The 17,349-nt window shown below is 57.4% G+C and carries 13 protein-coding genes and 1 pseudogene; 12 read left to right on the plus strand and 2 right to left on the minus strand.

Annotation, left to right across the window (positions count from 1 at the left end; all coding sequences use genetic code 11):
- Positions 1 to 26 precede the first annotated feature (26 nt).
- The 12 genes and pseudogenes from ABMC88_RS10190 to ABMC88_RS10245 all read left to right on the plus strand — a co-directional run bounded on the left by ABMC88_RS10190 (position 27) and on the right by ABMC88_RS10245 (position 14,085).
- Entirely contained in the window at positions 27 to 1,547 is a 1,521-nt protein-coding gene (locus ABMC88_RS10190; protein WP_349576773.1) for an ABC transporter substrate-binding protein, read from the plus strand.
- 55 nt (positions 1,548 to 1,602) lie between these two features.
- Entirely contained in the window at positions 1,603 to 2,547 is a 945-nt protein-coding gene (locus ABMC88_RS10195; RefSeq protein ID WP_349576774.1) for an ABC transporter permease, read from the plus strand.
- Positions 2,548 to 2,549: 2 nt separating this feature from the next.
- A complete protein-coding gene (locus ABMC88_RS10200) occupies positions 2,550 to 3,419 on the plus strand; it encodes an ABC transporter permease (protein ID WP_349576775.1) in 870 nt (289 codons plus the stop codon).
- Positions 3,420 to 3,433: 14 nt separating this feature from the next.
- Positions 3,434 to 5,215: a gamma-glutamyltransferase family protein gene (locus ABMC88_RS10205; RefSeq protein WP_349576776.1), complete on the plus strand. Its 1,782-nt coding sequence runs from the start codon at positions 3,434 to 3,436 to the stop codon at positions 5,213 to 5,215.
- Entirely contained in the window at positions 5,212 to 5,955 is a 744-nt protein-coding gene (locus ABMC88_RS10210) for a DUF1028 domain-containing protein (RefSeq protein WP_349576777.1), read from the plus strand. Before ABMC88_RS10205 ends, ABMC88_RS10210 begins: the two co-directional genes overlap by 4 nt.
- A 2-nt stretch (positions 5,956 to 5,957) precedes the next feature.
- Positions 5,958 to 6,686, plus strand: coding sequence for a FadR/GntR family transcriptional regulator (locus ABMC88_RS10215; RefSeq protein ID WP_349576778.1), 729 nt, complete (start codon positions 5,958 to 5,960; stop codon positions 6,684 to 6,686).
- A gap of 137 nt (positions 6,687 to 6,823) precedes the next feature.
- Positions 6,824 to 6,958, plus strand: a complete 135-nt coding sequence (locus ABMC88_RS10220) for a hypothetical protein (protein ID WP_349576779.1) — start codon at positions 6,824 to 6,826, stop codon at positions 6,956 to 6,958.
- 247 nt (positions 6,959 to 7,205) lie between these two features.
- Positions 7,206 to 8,400: pseudogene (locus tag ABMC88_RS10225) on the plus strand (IS3 family transposase).
- 112 nt (positions 8,401 to 8,512) lie between these two features.
- Positions 8,513 to 8,851: a MipA/OmpV family protein gene (locus ABMC88_RS18525; RefSeq protein WP_439655594.1), complete on the plus strand. Its 339-nt coding sequence runs from the start codon at positions 8,513 to 8,515 to the stop codon at positions 8,849 to 8,851.
- Positions 8,852 to 9,210: 359 nt separating this feature from the next.
- Positions 9,211 to 9,408: a hypothetical protein gene (locus ABMC88_RS10235; RefSeq protein WP_349576781.1), complete on the plus strand. Its 198-nt coding sequence runs from the start codon at positions 9,211 to 9,213 to the stop codon at positions 9,406 to 9,408.
- Between the two features lie 355 nt (positions 9,409 to 9,763).
- On the plus strand, positions 9,764 to 10,960 hold the full coding sequence (locus ABMC88_RS10240) for an efflux RND transporter periplasmic adaptor subunit (protein ID WP_349576782.1): 1,197 nt from the start codon (positions 9,764 to 9,766) through the stop codon (positions 10,958 to 10,960).
- Entirely contained in the window at positions 10,957 to 14,085 is a 3,129-nt protein-coding gene (locus tag ABMC88_RS10245) for an efflux RND transporter permease subunit (RefSeq protein WP_349576783.1), read from the plus strand. Before ABMC88_RS10240 ends, ABMC88_RS10245 begins: the two co-directional genes overlap by 4 nt.
- A gap of 83 nt (positions 14,086 to 14,168) precedes the next feature.
- Here the strand turns inward: ABMC88_RS10245 and ABMC88_RS10250 are convergent, their stop codons facing one another.
- Entirely contained in the window at positions 14,169 to 14,411 is a 243-nt protein-coding gene (locus ABMC88_RS10250) for a hypothetical protein (RefSeq protein ID WP_349576784.1), read from the minus strand.
- Between the two features lie 1,789 nt (positions 14,412 to 16,200).
- Positions 16,201 to 17,349, minus strand: coding sequence for an iron-containing alcohol dehydrogenase (locus ABMC88_RS10255; RefSeq protein WP_349576785.1), 1,149 nt, complete (start codon positions 17,347 to 17,349; stop codon positions 16,201 to 16,203).

Here is a 17,349-nt window from a genome sequence, read left to right on the forward strand (position 1 = left end):
CCAAAAATAAACAGAGAGGACGACACATGAAAATCTTTAGAACTGCCATGATTACCGCCCTGATGGGGGCCACCGCTATTGCTGGCGCACCTGCCTTTGCCAAAGATCTGCGCATCGGCTTGCAGTCTGACGCTGATGTATTGGATCCGGATCAGTCCCGCACATTTGTGGGCCGCATTGTCTACGCTTCCATGTGTGACAAGCTGGTCGATATTACCCCTGATCTGGAGATCATCCCACAGCTTGCCACCTCTTGGGAGACATCAGACGATGGTCTCGCCATTACGATGAAGCTGCGGGAAGGCGTTGTTTTCCACGATGGCACGCCTTTCAACGCCGAAGCTGTTGCCGCCAATATCGAGCGCTCACAGACCATGGATGAAAGCCGCCGCAAGTCCGAGCTGGGCTCGATCACGTCAACCGAAGTGACCGGCCCTTATGAGATCGTGCTGAACCTTGCCGCCCCTGATGCGACACTGATTGCGCAACTGGCGGACCGCGCCGGTATGATGGTCTCCCCTACAGCCGCCGCGGCTGCGGGCGCTGATTTCGGCCTGAACCCCGTCTGCTCGGGCGCGTTCAGCTTCACGGAGCGTGTGGCACAAGACAAGATTGTCCTCACTAGATTTGCCGATTACTGGAACGCGGATGCGATCAAATTCGACAGCGTAACGTTCTTGCCGATTCCGGACACGACCGTGCGTCTGGCAAACCTGCAATCCGGCGACATTGACATGATCGAGCGTTTGGCCGCTACCGATCTGGCCCAGGCCGAAGGCGATGCAAACATTGTCGTCGATAGCGCTGTTTCCCTTGGCTATCAGGGGATCACCTTCAACATCAACAACGGTAAAAAGGGTGATAACCCTTGGGGCAATGACAAGCGGCTTCGTCAGGCGCTGAGCTATTCTATTGACCGCGAAGCGATCAACCAGGTGGTCTTTGAGGGCGCATTTGCTGCCGGCAACCAATCCTTCCCGCCCACATCCCCTTGGTACAACGCTGACTACCCTGTTCCGGCGCGGGATCTGGAAAAAGCAAAAGAACTTCTTGCCGAGGCTGGATTTGCCGATGGTATCGAGCTTGAGGTTCAGGTGCCGAACACAACCGTGCCGCTGCAACTGATGCAGGTTGTACAGGCAATGGCATCCGAGGCAGGGATTGATCTAAAGATCGTGTCAAAAGAGTTTGCAACCCTGTTGGCCGACCAGTCTGCGGGCGACTATACAGCCAGCCAGATCGGTTGGTCCGGCCGCGTCGACCCTGACGGCAACAACCACCAGTTCATGACAACTGACGGCGGCATTAACGACAGCAAGTTCTCTGACCCCAAGATGGATGAGCTGTTGAACACCGCACGCTCGGCCTCCAATCAGGAAGAACGCAAGGCGGCCTATGACGAAGCCACTGCGATCATGATCGAAGAGTTGCCGCGCCTGTTTTTGTACCACCAAAAGTGGATCTGGGCCTACAACTCCAAAATGAAGGGTTACACCGCCTATCCCGATGGCATGATCCGTTTGGAAAATGTGACCTGGGAAGAGTGATCTTTCCCGTCTGCGCCGCCCGGTGTGGCGCAGACACCAAGCCTAGAGGATTGTTATGCTGGTCTTTTTCCTACGGCGGCTGCTGATCGCACTGCCCACCATTATATTGATTTCGGTCTTTGTCTTTAGCTTGCAAAAGCTACTGCCCGGCGACCCGTTGTTGGTTTTGGCGGGCGAAGAGCGTGACCCCGAAATGATGGAATTCTTGCGGGAAAAATATCGCCTGAATGATCCAATCATCGTCCAGTATTTTACATGGCTGGGAAATGCAGCACAGGGTGATCTGGGCATCTCGTTACGCACAAACCAACCAGTGACAGAACTTATGCTCCAAAAGCTGCCCGTCACGATCCAGCTGGCGACAATGTCTATGATATTTGCGCTATTGATCGGCGTTCCCGCAGGTATTCTGTCTGCCGTGAAAAAAGGCACCGTGACCGATTATATCGCCAATGTCATCGCGCTTTCCGGCCTTTCCATCCCAAACTTCTGGCTGGGTATCATGCTGATCCTGCTTGTCTCGGTGAAATGGCAACTCTTGCCCGCATCGGGTTACGTGCCGCTGAGCGAGGATGTCTGGCTATCGCTCCGCACCATGCTGATGCCTGCCTTCGTCCTTGGGACCGCGCTTGCCGCCACGTTGATGCGGCACACCCGCTCCTCGATGCTTGGCGTGCTGAACGCCGATTACGTCCGCACCGCCCGCGCAAAAGGTCTGAGCGAGCGCACCGTGATCCTCAAACACAGCTTTCGCAATGCGCTCACGCCTATCGTGACGCTGACGGCGCTGCTGTTTGGTGAACTGGTCGCGGGCGCTGTATTGACAGAGCAGATTTTCACCATCCCCGGTTTTGGCAAGTTGGTCGTAGACGCCGTGTTCAACCGTGATTACGCCGTGGTGCAGGGTGTGGTGCTTGTCACGGCTGTGGGCTTCATCGTGATGAACCTGATCGCCGACATGCTGTACTTTGTCCTTAACCCGCGTCTGAGAGTGTCTTGAACATGGTAAATGTAGCGACCGATCCCGTTCTTTCGGCCAAGCCTGAAAACCGCGTCTGGAAGAAGTTCCGCAATCATAACAGCGCACTTTTCGGCGGTATTCTGGTTGCGTTTTTCGTTATCATTGCGATTGCGGCCCCTGTTTTGCCCATCCCTGATCCGGCAGCTACCGATTGGTCCGCTGTGCGCAAAGCCCCCAGTTGGGCGCATTGGATGGGCACGGACGAGATTGGCCGCGATGTCCTGTCCCGCATGATCTGGGGCGCGCAGGCTTCCCTGCTGGCCGGAGTTGTCTCTGTCGGGATCGCCGTTCTCATGGGCGTGCCGCTTGGTCTTGTTGCGGGGTATTTCGGCGGCTGGACGGACGCGATTATCTCGCGCTGTACCGAAGCCCTGCTCGCGGCACCCTTCCTCATCCTTGCCATCGCACTTGCTGCATTTTTGGGCCCGTCACTCACCAATGCGATGATCGCTATCGGCATCTCGGCCACGCCGATCTTTATCCGCCTCACCCGTGGTCAGGTCATCAGCATCAAGTCCGAGGACTACGTCGATAGTGCCCGCGCAATCGGCCTTTCCACACCCCTGATCCTGCGCCGCTATATACTGCCCAACGCGCTGCCCCCGATCCTTGTGCAATCAACGCTCACGATCGCGACTGCAATCATCGCCGAAGCATCCCTTTCTTTCCTTGGCCTTGGCCAGCAGCCCCCCGATCCCAGCTGGGGATCCATGCTGAACACGGCCAAAAACTTTCTCAACCAAGCCCCTTGGATGGCCCTTTGGCCGGGCATCTCGATCTTCCTTGTGGTGCTGGGCTTTAACCTTCTGGGCGACGGCTTGCGCGATGCGCTTGACCCTCGCGAACATTAAACACTGGAGCATTCATGTCGAACTTCACCACAAGACCCGAAATCAGAGGCACATTCGGTGTCGCAACGTCGACCCACTGGATCGCCTCTGCCGTCGGCATGTCAATTCTGGAAAAAGGCGGGAATGCCTTTGATGCCGCTGTTGCCACAGCCTTCACCCTACAGATCGTAGAGCCGCATTTGAACGGCCCCGCCGGCGACATGCCTGCGATTTTCCATTCCGTCAAAACCGGCAAGACCGAAGTGCTTTGTGCGCAAGGGGTTGCCCCCGCCGCAGCTACGGTAGAGCATTACACCGATCAGGACCTGACCCTTATCCCGGGCTCCGGCCTTCTGGCCACTGTTGTTCCGGGTGCCTTTGACGGTTGGCTGCTCATGCTGCGCGACCACGGCACAATGGAGTTGCGCGACGTGCTGCAACCGACAATCGACTATGCCCGCGATGGCCACCCTATTTTGCCGCGCGTGGCAAATACCATCGCCGGACTGGCGGAGTATTTCGCAGAACATTGGCCCAGCTCTGCCGAGGTCTGGACACCGGAAAGTACCGCACCCCTGCCCCATTCCCTGTTCAAAAACCCTGACCTTGCTGCGACCTACGACCGTCTTGCGGATGCCAAGGGCGACACGCGTGAGGCACGGATTGATGCGGCGCGTAAGGAGTGGCGCGAAGGCTTTGTCGCTGATGCTATCTTTGACTACCTCAAGACGGCAAAAGTCATGGATGTTTCGGACAAAGCGCATAGTGCTGTGCTTGCACCGTCCGACATGGCCGAGTGGGAAGCGACATACGAAGATACACTAACCTACGATTATCACGGATGGACTGTTCACAAGACCCATGCATGGAGCCAGGGACCCGTCCTTTTGCAAGCCTTGGCAATCCTCAAGGGTATTGATTTGGCCGCGATGGACCCGAATGGCGCCGAGTTTACCCATACCGTTATCGAAGCGATGAAGTTGGCCTATGCCGACCGCGAAGCCTATTACGGCGATCCCGCGCACAGCGACATCCCGATGGAATACCTGCTGAGCGACGCATACAACGATGAGCGCCGCAAGCTGATTTCCAAAGAGGCCTCGCATGAGCAGCGGCCTGGACGCGTGCCGGGATTCGAGCATTTGGCGGATAAATACATCGAGCGCGCCGCCCGTGACTTCAACATCGGCCCTGTTGCAAACCAGGAACCGACAATGTCCCACCTGACGGAAAAACGCGGGGATACGGTCCATCTCGACATCATAGATCGTTGGGGGAACATGGTCGCGGCCACGCCTTCCGGCGGATGGCTGCAAAGCAATCCCGTTATTCCGGGCCTTGGATTTCCGCTCAATTCCCGCGCCCAGATGTTCTGGCTGGAACACGGCCTACCAACAAGCCTCGCGCCGAAACGCCGCCCCCGCACGACACTCACCCCAAGCCTTGCCGAAAAAGACGGCACCCGTGTCGTCTTTGGCACGCCCGGTGGCGACCAACAGGACCAATGGCAGCTGATCTGGTTCTTGCGGTTTGTGCATTTCGAAAACGAGCTGCAAGCCTGCATGGATGCGCCCCTGTTCCACACGATGCACTTTCAGGGCTCCTTCTTCCCGCGGGAGGTCAAGACAGCCGAGATGATGATCGAGCCGAATGTGGGCGAAGAGGTCATCGCAGATTTGCGCGCACGCGGCCATGTCGTCACAGTGGCAGAACCTTGGACCGTCGGCCGCCTGACCGCCGCATTGAGAGAGCCGGAAGGCATGATGCGCGCCGCCGCCACGCCGCGCCTTATGCAAGCCTATGCGGTAGGCCGATGACATGGTCGCTGATCGCGCGTGACACAGACGGCTCTATTGGCCTCATCGTGGCCAGTAAGTTCTTTGCCTGTGGCGCGATCGTCCCCTATGTGGGTGCTCGGGTTGCCGTCGCCTCACAGGCCTTCTGCAACCCCGTCTGGGGAACAGAAGGCCGCAGGCGGTTGGCAGAAGGCGGCCATGCCGCGCCGCTAATGACAGAGTTTGTAGGACGCGACGCCGGTGAAGCGCACCGACAAGCGCATATGATGGACAGCTTTGGCGATTTCGCCGCTCACACGGGCGCAGACTGCGTCGATTGGGCGGGTCATTTGATCCTTGATGATCATTCGGTTGCCGGGAATATGCTGGCCGGACTACAGGTGTTGGAAGCAACGTCAAAGGCTTACATCGCGGGCCGCGACCTTCCGTTTCCGGATCGTTTGATTGGCGCAATGCAAGCGGGAGAAGCTGCAGGCGGTGACAAGCGCGGCCGCCAAGCTGCGGCTTTGGTTATTCACCGCAAAGAGGAACATCCATGGCTTGATTTGCGCGCGGATGATGATGCCGATCCCCTCGCCGAGCTGGACCGCCTTTGGGACGTAGCGCAGGAGCGCTATGTGCATTTTGCCAAAGGCCTGCCCACCGCGGCAGCCTTCTCGGGCACCCCGTCGCGCAGCGGGATTGACAACAGTATTGCAGCGGCCCAAGCATTGCGCGTCAAGCAGGGCCGTGCCAGCAGATCGCGCGCCGTCGAGGAATAGAAATGACGATGGTCAAAGACCTTTCCGGCCGTGAAGCTATGTTACAAGTCTCGTTAATGGAGCTTATCCGCTCGGGCGAAGTGCCGCAAAATGGCAAGCTCCCGACAGAGCGTACCTTGGCTGAAAGGTTCAATGTCAGCAGGCGGCACATTCGCACGGCGCTGGACCGCCTCGAAGAGGAGGGCCTTGTCTGGCGGCACCAGGGCAAGGGAACATTCATCGGGCAACCAAATAGTCCGATGGGCGATCTAGCCGCAAAAATTACCGGAGAAACCAACGCTCTGGAAGTTATGGAAGCACGGTTGTGCATCGAGCCGGAGTTGGCCGCGATGTGTGCAATGCGTATGTTGCCTGCCGAAGTTGCGCGTCTGCGCCAGCTGGCACAGCGCCAGTTTGAGGCCGAGGACCCGCAGGCAACCGAGCTTTGGGATGCCTCCCTCCACCGTTTGATCGCCCAATGTGCGCGCAACCCGCCGTTGCTCACAGCCTATGCGCTGCTCGACCAAATTCGAAAGAACGCTGACTGGGTCTCGATCCGTGCACGCGTGCGCAGTTCGTCATCCATTCAAGTGAGCCACAGCGAGCACATGGCCATCGTCGATGCAATCGCCTTGGGTCATCCCGACGCTGCGCGTGTGGCCATGCGCGACCACCTAGAAACGATCTCAGCGGCTTTGCATGCGGCATTGGACGGCAAAGCCAGCATTGAGGATCAGGAAACTGAAGGATGATATCCACCACCGTTAAGCCCGCTACGAAGTGAAACTCCCAAACAGCCCCTCTTTGAGGTGCCCCCAACATTTGTAGACACTTTGCTTGGTAATTCAGGAACCAGGCAAAGACGGACATGAATAAGGGAAAACAGCTCATGGACGAGTTTAAACAGGATGCTGTGGCACAGGGTGTCGAGCGTGGTTACGCGGTCAGCGAAGCAGTCAGAGTAGCGCCGTCAATCCAGTTCGACGCAAATGCGCTGCATTGGCTGCGGCGGCTATTGCCATGAAGACCATGGCCTCGATGTACTCAGATGCCCCCCTGACCACCAGATCAATGCGCGTGCAACAATCGGCCAAGCCCTTCTATAAATGAAAACCACCCACCAAGGCACGCTCGGCAAGAGCTTGCCCTTTGCCGGCACTATGGCAGTGACCTGCTCCCCCGAAAAGTCTGGTGATTTATGTAAGCCTGTTCTCCAACAAGAAGACAGATGATGAAGATAAGCCGTTTGTAGCGAAGAGCGGATAATCGGGATGTTGGAGGAGTATCAGGCAGGGTTTGGTGCAAAAGAGCTTTGCCGCAAGCACGGCGTCAGTGATGCGACGTTTTATAAATGGCGGTCCAAGTATGGCGGTATGGAAGTGTCGGATGCGAAGAAGCTGAAGGCGCTTGAGGTTGAGAATGCGAAACTCAAGAAATTGCTGGCCGAGCACATGATGGATGTCTCAACGCTCACGGAGATGTTGGAAAAAAACCTTTGAGGATGTGGCCATTTCCGCCCTTGGTCCGAGGACAATGGACGCATGTGCGCGACGCAGAGCGGCGAGCTGGACCATGTCGGAGAAACGATACAATGAGAGGCGGGCGTGCGCCTTGGCTGGGATCGATCCGCGTGTTTATCGGCGTGCGTCGACGCGTCCAGCGGATGCTGATCTGCGAGATCGGTTGATGGATCTGTCGTCTGAGCGGCGGCGGGTTGGCTATCGTCGGCTGCACATTTTGCTGAAACGCGAAGGATGGCAGCTCAATTGGAAGACGCTGTTTCGGATGTACCGCGAAAAAGGGTTAACAGTCCGTAAACGCCCCTCTCACACATGGCTTGCATGTGTTGCCGGGCAATGGGCCGTCGCAAGCGCGCAGTTGGGACCAGAGTACCTATGGCGGTTCCGTAGGGACCAAACCAGCGCTGGTCGCTCGACTTTGTGTCTGACAGCTTGTTCTGCGGTCGCCGGTTCCGCATTCTGAACGTGATTGATAACGCCTTCGGGGCATTGCTGTGCAATACCCTGCCGGGCGACGGCATCAGCCGCGAATGTCTGGCCGCTGTGGTCGATACGTCTCTGTCTGGTGACCGTGTTGCGCGTGAACTGGACCGCGTTGCTGAGATGCGTTGATACCCCTGCATGGTAGTCATGCGACAATGGAACCGAACTGACTTCCACTTCGATCCTGAAATGGCAAGAAGACCGCGCGGTTGACTGGCACTACATCGCACCGGCGAAGCTTATGCAAAACGGGTTTGCGCAAAGCTTCAACGGAAGGATACGGGATGGATGTCTGAACGGGCATCTGTTCGACAGCCTACGTCATGTCCGCCAGTTGATCGCTGCATGGCGTACCGGTGTCAACCACCACCGACCATACACCAGCCTCGCTGGCCTGACGCCGGTCGAATATGCTACTCGGTCACACGAAGACCAAAACCTGAACAGAGCTGACCCAAATTAGCTGAACCAATGGGGGGCTGGTCACTGGCGTTGTCGAGGCCTCTCATTTTGGCCGCGATGAAAACCCTGACGACAGTCCACTTGTTGTAGACGGCGGCGACAGCACCGACTTGGTGGGTCTTGGTGACATTGACGGCACAACCAAATCGGGCGGTTTTTTGGAATATGAGACACAGCGTTTCTCAACGAGGCTCGAGCTGCCACAATGTGTGGATGGCTGTCATGATGGCCTCTATGGTGAAACGGAGGTTATGTACAACGGTGCATTTGATGCCTTTAGCAAGCGGGTTTTCTTCGCCGTCGGCCCATCCATCGCGTTCGGCGAGGACGCTTACAACAGCACCTTTTTTAAAGTTAGCGTAGCGCAATCCGCAGCATCCGGTATCAGCCAACATGATTTAGGTGGGGCCTCATTTCTTACGGGCTACACGCCTCGGCGGTCATGCCGCTAAGGGAGCAGACCCATTGGTCGGAGTCGTGAACTACGACCAGTTGGCAGGCAATGCCGGCCATTTACCAATCGTTCAAGAACGCGGCCCAAAAAGATAAAACAACCGTGGGTATGCTGCTGAACTAATTATTCTAAAGCCACCAGACCCAAGCCGCACCTTCCGTTGATTGCCCCGATGTTCATAGGCACAAATGACGATGCTGATGGTCTCTTTGGCGGCATATTCGTATCCGAGGCAGGATGCGTCACTGGTTTAACGCATATGCCAACCAGCCTTAATCGACTGAAAAACCACGACTGGTTGCCGGTGACGGTGTTGCTCCTGACTGCCAAGACCATCTGACAAATGAATATCGCGAGTTGGCTGACCAAAAAGTTAAAGTCTGGATGAAAATTGCGCGCCACGACAATATAGTTGTGCCGCGTCGGCAACGTATGGCGGCAGAAATGGCCAATGCGACCGTCACCACAATCGAGGATGGCCACTATGTCCAGCGTGGTGATCGTGCGTCCGAATTTGTGGATAATCTCTGGTTTGACCTTGTCACGCTCGATTGAAGCCTCAATTTGCCTCTTAGCCACGCGGCCTGCGATGCAAATCGCTGCCCATTGACTGAACAAGCGCAGAATAAGCGGACATTACAACAAGGAGGCGCCAACATGAAATTCCGGACCCGCTATTGGCGTTGGATCACGCCGACATCCCTATCGCGCGCGCCTGCAGTGAAATTTTCCAGTTCGAATGAAGCAGGTGTTTCGGCACGTCTTGCTTATAAAACAGGGGCGTTGTCAGCCCGCTTTCTTGTTGCCACACTGTTGGGGTCACTGCTGATCCAAGGGCTGCCGAATAACGCTGGCGCGGTTGAGCACCTCATGACACACGCAGACAACCCTGCATCAAAGGATCGGAACGATGACCAGCAAACCCGAGATCGCCAAAGCGGCTGACCCAGCAAAAGACAGCGTCGAAAAATCCCCCGCGACTGAGGCGCCTGATACAACGAAAGCTGAACCTCAGCGTTTGACCTTTACATCCGACAAGGGGGCATCGCGATCGACTTGGGTCGCGGCACTTTTGGTGGTGCTGATCGTCGGCTGGATGGGCAGCGGGTTTATCATCCCGTCAAAAGAAACAGATCCCGTCATCAAACGCGAAGAGCCAAAGCCCGTTGCCGTCGCGGTCGCCACCTCCGTCGCCGAAACCGTAACCCAGTTTTATCAGGCTGAGGGGCAAGCCCTGCCCGATCGGGACACCACCATGCGGGCAGAAACCTCTGGCAATATTGCCGAGGTGTTGGTGCGCAAAGGTCTCGATGTATCGGCGGGCGATATCATTGCCCGCTTTGATCCCACGAACAACAAGGCCGACGCGAACCGCGCAGCCGAGGCGCTGGCGCAGGCACAACGTGAATTTGACAACGCGGAACAACTGCTTGAACGCGGCGTGGCCACAACGGACCGTGTTGTTCAGGCGCGGGCTGCCTTGGCATCGGCGCAGGCACAGGTCACCGCCGCGGAGCAAGCCGCGGAAGCCCTGACAATCACAGCCACGTTCGACGGCAGAATTGAGACGTTGAACCTTGATGAGGGAGAGTTCGTGTCAGCGGGCACCGAGGTCGGTCGTCTGGTGGACATTACGCCACTGACGGTTGCCATTCAGGTGCCACAGCAATCCCTGACCCGCCTGTCGGTCGGGCAAACTGCAACGGTGCGTTTCATCACGGGCGAAGAGCGCGCAGGCGTCGTGACATTTATGGGCACATCGGCTGCCTCGGAAACCCGCACCTTTCTGGCAGAGATCGAAGTCGAGAACGAAGACGGTGCCATTCCTGCGGGAATCTCTGCCGAAGTGATCATTCCCACGGGCGAAGTTACCGCCCATTTCGTGTCCCCCTCTATCGTTTCGCTGGATGCCCAAGGGGCATTGGGTATCAAGACCGTCAACGCGGACAACGTGGTCGAGTTCTACGAAATCGAGGTCGTCAAAGCGCAGATCGACGGGATTTGGGTCACGGGCCTGCCAGAAAGCGTCGACATCATCACCGTTGGCCAAGGCTTTGTGAATGAAGCAGAGACAGTCGCGCCGATGACGGAGGAGCAGAACCAGTGAACGCCATCATTGATTTCGCATTCTCGCGGTCGCGCGTTGTTGTCATGGCTTTGGTCATGATCCTGTCCGTGGGGGCCTATGCCTATGTCTCGATCCCGAAAGAGGCGAACCCGGAAATTCCGCTGCCGCTGTTCTACGTCTCCACGGGCCTTGACGGGATCAGCCCGACAGATGCGGAGCGTCTGTTGTTGGAGCCGATGGAGACCGAGTTCGGGTCCATCGCCGGCTTGGAGTCGATGAACTCTGATGCGACCGAAGGCTTTGCGTCCATCCAGCTTGAATTTACCCCGGGCGGTGACAATCAAGAGGCGCTGGACAAGGTGCGCGACGCCGCCGATCGTGCGCAAAGTGATCTGCCCGATGACGCCAACGACATCACCATCACTGAAATCAACACAGCCCTTTTCCCGATCATCACCGCAATCCTGTCCGGCCCCGTGCCGGAGCGGACCTTGAACGATCTTGCCAACGAAATGCAGGAAGAGATCGAGGGCCTAAGCGGTGTGTTGGAGGTCGACATCGGCGGGCAGCGGTTCGAGTTCCTCGAGGTATTGATCGACCCCACAGTGTTTGAGACCTACAACCTGTCTTTTGATGAACTCATCGGGCAAATCCAGCGCAACAACCGCCTGATCGCCGCGGGCGCGATTGAAACGGGGGCCGGACGGATTGTCCTGAAGGTTCCGGGCCTGATCGAAGACCTTGAGGACGTGATGGCAATGCCCGTCAAGGTGCGCGGCGATGCTGTTGTGACCTTTGGCGATGTGGCCATAATCCGGCGCACATTCGAAGACCCCACATCCTTTGCCCGCATCAACGGGCAGCCCGCCTTGGCGTTGGAGATCACAAAACGATCCGGCGCCAACATCATCGACACGGTTGCGGATGTAAAAGCACTGGTCGACACCCTCAGCGTCGATTGGCCCGACAGCGTTGAGGTCACCTATCTTCAAGACCAGTCCGTGCAGGTCAAAGACATGCTCTCGGACCTTGAAGCCAATGTCATCGCCGCCGTGATCCTTGTGATGATCGTGATCGTCTTTGCCCTTGGCACGCGGTCTGCGCTGCTGGTGGGGCTTTCTATTCCGGGGGCGTTTCTGGCGGGTGTGGTTGCCCTTTGGGCGATGGATTTCTCGATGAATATCATTGTTCTGTTTGCGCTGATCCTTGTGGTCGGGATGCTGGTCGACGGGGCCATCGTCACGACCGAGCTGGCGGACCGTAAACTGCAAGAAGGCCAACCCGCCAAACAGGCCTATTCCGAGGCGGCCAAACGTATGGCGTGGCCGATCATTGCCTCTACCGCCACAACCCTTTCGGTGTTCTTTCCACTGTTGTTCTGGACCGGCATGGTGGGCGAGTTCATGAAATACCTTCCCATCACGGTGATCCTGACGCTCTCGGCGTCTTTGTTCATGGCGTTGATCTTTATCCCCGTGATGGGCGGGCTGATCGGCAAACGCCCCCCCCAATCGGCCAAAGCAAAGGCCGCGCTTCATGCCGCTGAAATCGGTGATCCGCGTGAGATGGGCGGCTTTACGGGCGGCTATGTGCGGCTGCTTGAATGGGCGATTACACGCCCTGCCGCCACGCTGCTTTTGGCGGTGGCCCTACTGCTGGGCGGTTTCAGCGCGTATGGGCAGTTCGGCAAAGGCGTCAGCTTTTTCCCCTCGATCGAGCCGGACTTCATGCAGGTGCAGGTCCGCGCCCGTGACAACTTTTCGATCTTTGAACGCGACGCATTGGTGCGCGCCGTCGAAGAGCGTATCCTGCCCTATGACGAAATCGCCAGCATCTATGCGCGGTCTGTCATGTCAGCGGGGCAAGGCGACGAAGAAACCATCGGCACGCTGCAACTGGAGCTTACGCCGTGGGACACCCGCCGCACCGCCGCGCAGATCGGCGAGGATATCCGCAAAAGCGTGTCTGACATCGCGGGGATCGACGTGCAGGTCCAGACCGAAAGCGGCGGCCCGACGGCGGGCAAACCGGTGAACCTGCAAATCACCGCGCGCAATCCCGATGTTCAGAACGAGGCCGTGCAACAGGTCCGCGATATCATGGACGGGATCGGCGGCTTTACGGATGTGACAGACACGCGCCCTGTGCCGGGTGTTGAGGTCTCGATCCTTGTCAATCGCGCCGAAGCTGCGCGTTTCGGCGCCGATGTGAGCCTTCTTGGACAAGCTGTGCAACTGCTGACCCAAGGCATCACGGTGGCCGACTATCGCCCCGATGATGTGGACGGGTCATTGGACATTCGCGTCCGTTTCCCCCGCGAAGAGCGCACCTTGGCCGAGCTTGGCGGACTACGGGTGCCAACGTCATCGGGGCTGGTTCCTATCTCGAACTTTGTGACGTTTGAACCTTCCGAACGCACGGGCGTCATCCGTCGCATTGATGAAAAACGGGTCGCCACAATCGAGGCCAACGTCGCCCCCGGACTGTTGGTCAGCGATCAGGTGACGGCCCTGACAGACGCGCTGAACGACGCCGATTTGCCTGAGGGTGTGGACTTCAGCTTTGCGGGCGAGGCCGAGGATCAGGCCGAAAGCATGATCTTCCTTGTCGGGGCCTTCATCACGGCGATTTTCCTGATGTTCGTCATTCTGGTTTTGCAGTTCAACAACTTCTACCAAGCCGTTGTCGTCATGTCGGCCATCGTTTTTTCCATTGCAGGCGTATTGCTCGGGCTCATCATCACAGGCCGGCCCTTCGGCGTTGTGATGGGTGGCATCGGGGTCATCGCATTGGCGGGAATTGTGGTGAACAACAACATCGTCCTGATCGACACCTACAACGATCTCAAAAAAGCGGGGCAATCCCCGTTGGAAGCAGCATTGCGCACGGGTGCTCAACGTCTTCGGCCTGTGATCCTGACATCCGTCACAACCGCCCTTGGCCTTATGCCGATGGTGATCGGCGTGAACCTGAACTTTTTCACCCGAGAGATCGTCTATGGCGCTCCGTCAACCCAGTGGTGGACAGAGCTGTCATCGGCAATCGCAGGTGGACTGGTCATCGCAACCATTCTCACGCTGGTGGTGACACCGGCAATGTTGATGCTGGGCGAAAAACGGAAGTCTCGCGGGGTGGCGCGGCCCGTATTGGCGCCAGCGGAGTGAACGACCCTGACGCGGATATGGGACCCAAGGTTGGCAACGGCCAGCGGATCATCTTGAGGCAGGCTGGGCAATGTTTCCAGCTTCTAGCGAGGCATTGAAAACGAATGTATCGCGCCCCCTCCTCCGGTGAGCGTGTCAGCACCACCGCCACCCGTCAGTACGATGCGTGCGGCATCGCCAGTCCGTGCATCCACCACATAGACGAGATCAATGTTGATCGTGCCAAATGTAGTTTGGTCAACCCCATCACTGCCAGTCAACGTCGCCGCGCCAGTACCAAAGGCGTCCTGCGTGCCTTTGCAATCCGCTGCGCCAGTATCTTGCAATTACGCCTCAAGGGCGGCAGCCGCCCCGACGATCTGAGCAGTCGATGAGCATGACGAAACCACCGTCCCCCGACCGCCGCCGCACGGTCAATTCGACCCTTGGATGCCTGTATTGTCGCCACGATGGACACATCTACATCATCGGCGTCATTCAACGGCAGTGTCGATAGATAAACATCAAAGGTTTCATCTCCGATTCCGGCGACTGTCGCGAGACGCCCGGTTGCCATAGGCGCATGGTTTGCGGGGGTGATCGTGGCGGTAAAACAGTGCCAGACACGAGGGTACTTTCAAAGGTATTCAGATCGCCGTTCGGTTTCCCTGCCACCAGTGCCAGATCACCGTTCCCAACTAATTCGACCAAGGCGGGGGTGATGTATATACGTACGTCAAACCCCTTAAACGGATTGGTCCCGAAGGATAGAGCCGTAAAATTCAGATAAATAACCGTCCCATTGGTGACGTTCAGCGCCAGATTGCGGCTGGCGCGTCAGAGCAGGTCAGGTTCTAGATCAGCGCGTCAATGCCTTCTGACGTGACACCAGCGGTGAGGCTTATAATAAGTATCACACCATCAAGATTACCTTCGGCATTAGCGAATGGTTAAAGTGCGAGTATAATTATTTTGTTAATTGAGGGTTCATGGCCCCCATCCCCCGCCGACGGCAATACCTTATATTCAAGCAAGTTAACGGTTCTTTTCGTGCAACGCGGTAGCAGTCCCTCCTGATTGAAGGCGGCGACATTAGTCTGGAAACCCCAATAACGATAGCTACTTACGTATGCGCGAGTAGCACCCACAGCATCGCGCCCGCCTGTGCGATACAAATTGTGGCCATTGATATAGGGCCGAACGGTCCAATGGCTCCGGTTTGAACACACCATCGAAGGGCTATTCGACATCGCGATCCTATTCGGCTTCCGCCAACAGGAAATTGTCGGTTTTCAGGGCGCCCCCATCGAAAACACCGTCAGCGTCGACGAAGTTCGAGGACAGCGCAAAGGCTAGCAGGTATTGAGGAATTCGGGTGTCAAACCACTATTAGTTTCGAGCTTCTACACGGGTTTGCGTGACATTGCCGAGACACCCGCCCCATACAATCATGTTGATTATGCTGCGGCGACCCTAAAGCCGTTCATCCGCACACCGCAGCTGAGCGCACTGTTATTTTGTCTGGCTTCAGGCTTCGAAAATAGCCTCGGCATGCTGGACCTCATGCAGGTTCTGTGAACCGCCTGCAGAGAACCAGCGCGTTTGCCGCAGCATCCAATAGTAGACGTTCAAATAGATCGGATGGACGGCAGCAAAGTCTCGCATAGCTGACCCTGATGGCTGGCGCAGCACGGGGCGCCTGGTTGCCACGGCTTGAATGGCCGCTTTTGCATTTCAGTTACAGACCCTCCGCAGAGGCAGCCAACGTGCGATTTGCGCACGCGTTTTAGAGTTTATCCATACTGGTTCGACAGGTCCAAAGCGGAGAGAGCCGGACTTTCGTAGCAGGGTTTGGCGGGTTTCATTGTTTAGCACGTGCCGCCTAACCCGATTGGCTGCCCAGGCGCACCGCTCGATCACCTGATAGATTGACTGTGCAAAGAACGCCGCTATCGATGTACCGTATGATTGGGTGCTGATCCCCAAACGTGTCAAAACGTTGGCCCCTAAATAGCATCTAAGCGACCCCGTCACGCTTGCCCCGCAGCATATCCAACCCGTAACCGCCATCTCCTTGTATCTGCAAACCACCAAGCAAAGGCATCGGCAAATATAACGGATCGTCAGATACCCCCCCTAAAGCGCAGCCCAGAGGATGCGCGCCAACTCTGAGGTGCCTAGTTTGACTGGGTTCTTCAATGATGACGATGCCGTCGAGGATGCCTGCGCCAACCCGTCAATATGATCGGCCGTGACGCCCCAATCCGCAAGGCGCGGCAGATTGTGTTTGGTCAACCATGCCTCGAACCCCGAATACGGGTCCCCTGTTTCGGCTGGCGGAAAGGTTTCTGCGATGATTTTCTGGCACATCAAGGTGTCCGTCTGCACTTGGGCGTTCGACCCTGCCGCCGCCATGTTGGCCTGCAAGACGGGCACCAACAAGCGCCCGCACAACGCGCCATGGGGTGCAGGGAACACTCCGCCAACGACAGATGCGATGCCATGTGCAGCACCCAACCCGCCGTTGGCCAGCGCGATGCCGCTTGTCACACTTCCCAGCGCCAGCGCCTCCCATGCGTCGCTCTGGTCCGTCTCGATCACATCGCGCAGCGCCGTTAACGTCGCCGAGATCGCAGGCCCTGACAGGGCACGCGTAAGCGGTGTGGCGTAAGACGAGGTATAAGCCTCGATGTTTTGCACTACCGCGTCGAGGCCTGATCCCAAAACGATAGACGCAGGGGCCGAGCGCAGCAGATCGGGATCGACGATGGCCACCGATGGCTGAACCCCCTGCCCGCGCAGGCTGATCTTTGAGGTGCCGTCCACCGTGCCAAGAACCGCATTGGCAGTGACTTCTGCCCCTGTGCCTGCGGTCGTCGGCAAAGCGATCAACGTGGCGCCCGTCAGCTTGTCGTGGCCCAGTGCGAAGTCGTCATCCGACAAAGGCGCACCCTTTTGCAAGGCAACGCGCAGCGCTTTGCCCGTATCAATGACCGAACCACCGCCACAGGCGATGACCACGCCAACGTCAGTCTCCCGAACGGATTGCCACGCTTCATTCACCGAAGAAATGCTCGGCTCGCCCGGGCATATGACCGTCACGAAAGGGTGGCCGTGATCCTCCAAAAGCTGGCGAACCGGTGCAGAGGTCGCGCTGGACTTGCCCCTGAGAAGCACGATTCCCCCCTGAGCTGACGTTAGGAGATCAACCAGCTTTTGATGGGTGCCAGACCCGAAATGGACACTGGTCCTGCATGAAAACGAAAACGGGGGGATGGGCGACAT

The organism is Sulfitobacter aquimarinus, from assembly GCF_040149565.1.
In the GTDB taxonomy this organism is placed as follows: domain Bacteria; phylum Pseudomonadota; class Alphaproteobacteria; order Rhodobacterales; family Rhodobacteraceae; genus Sulfitobacter; species Sulfitobacter aquimarinus.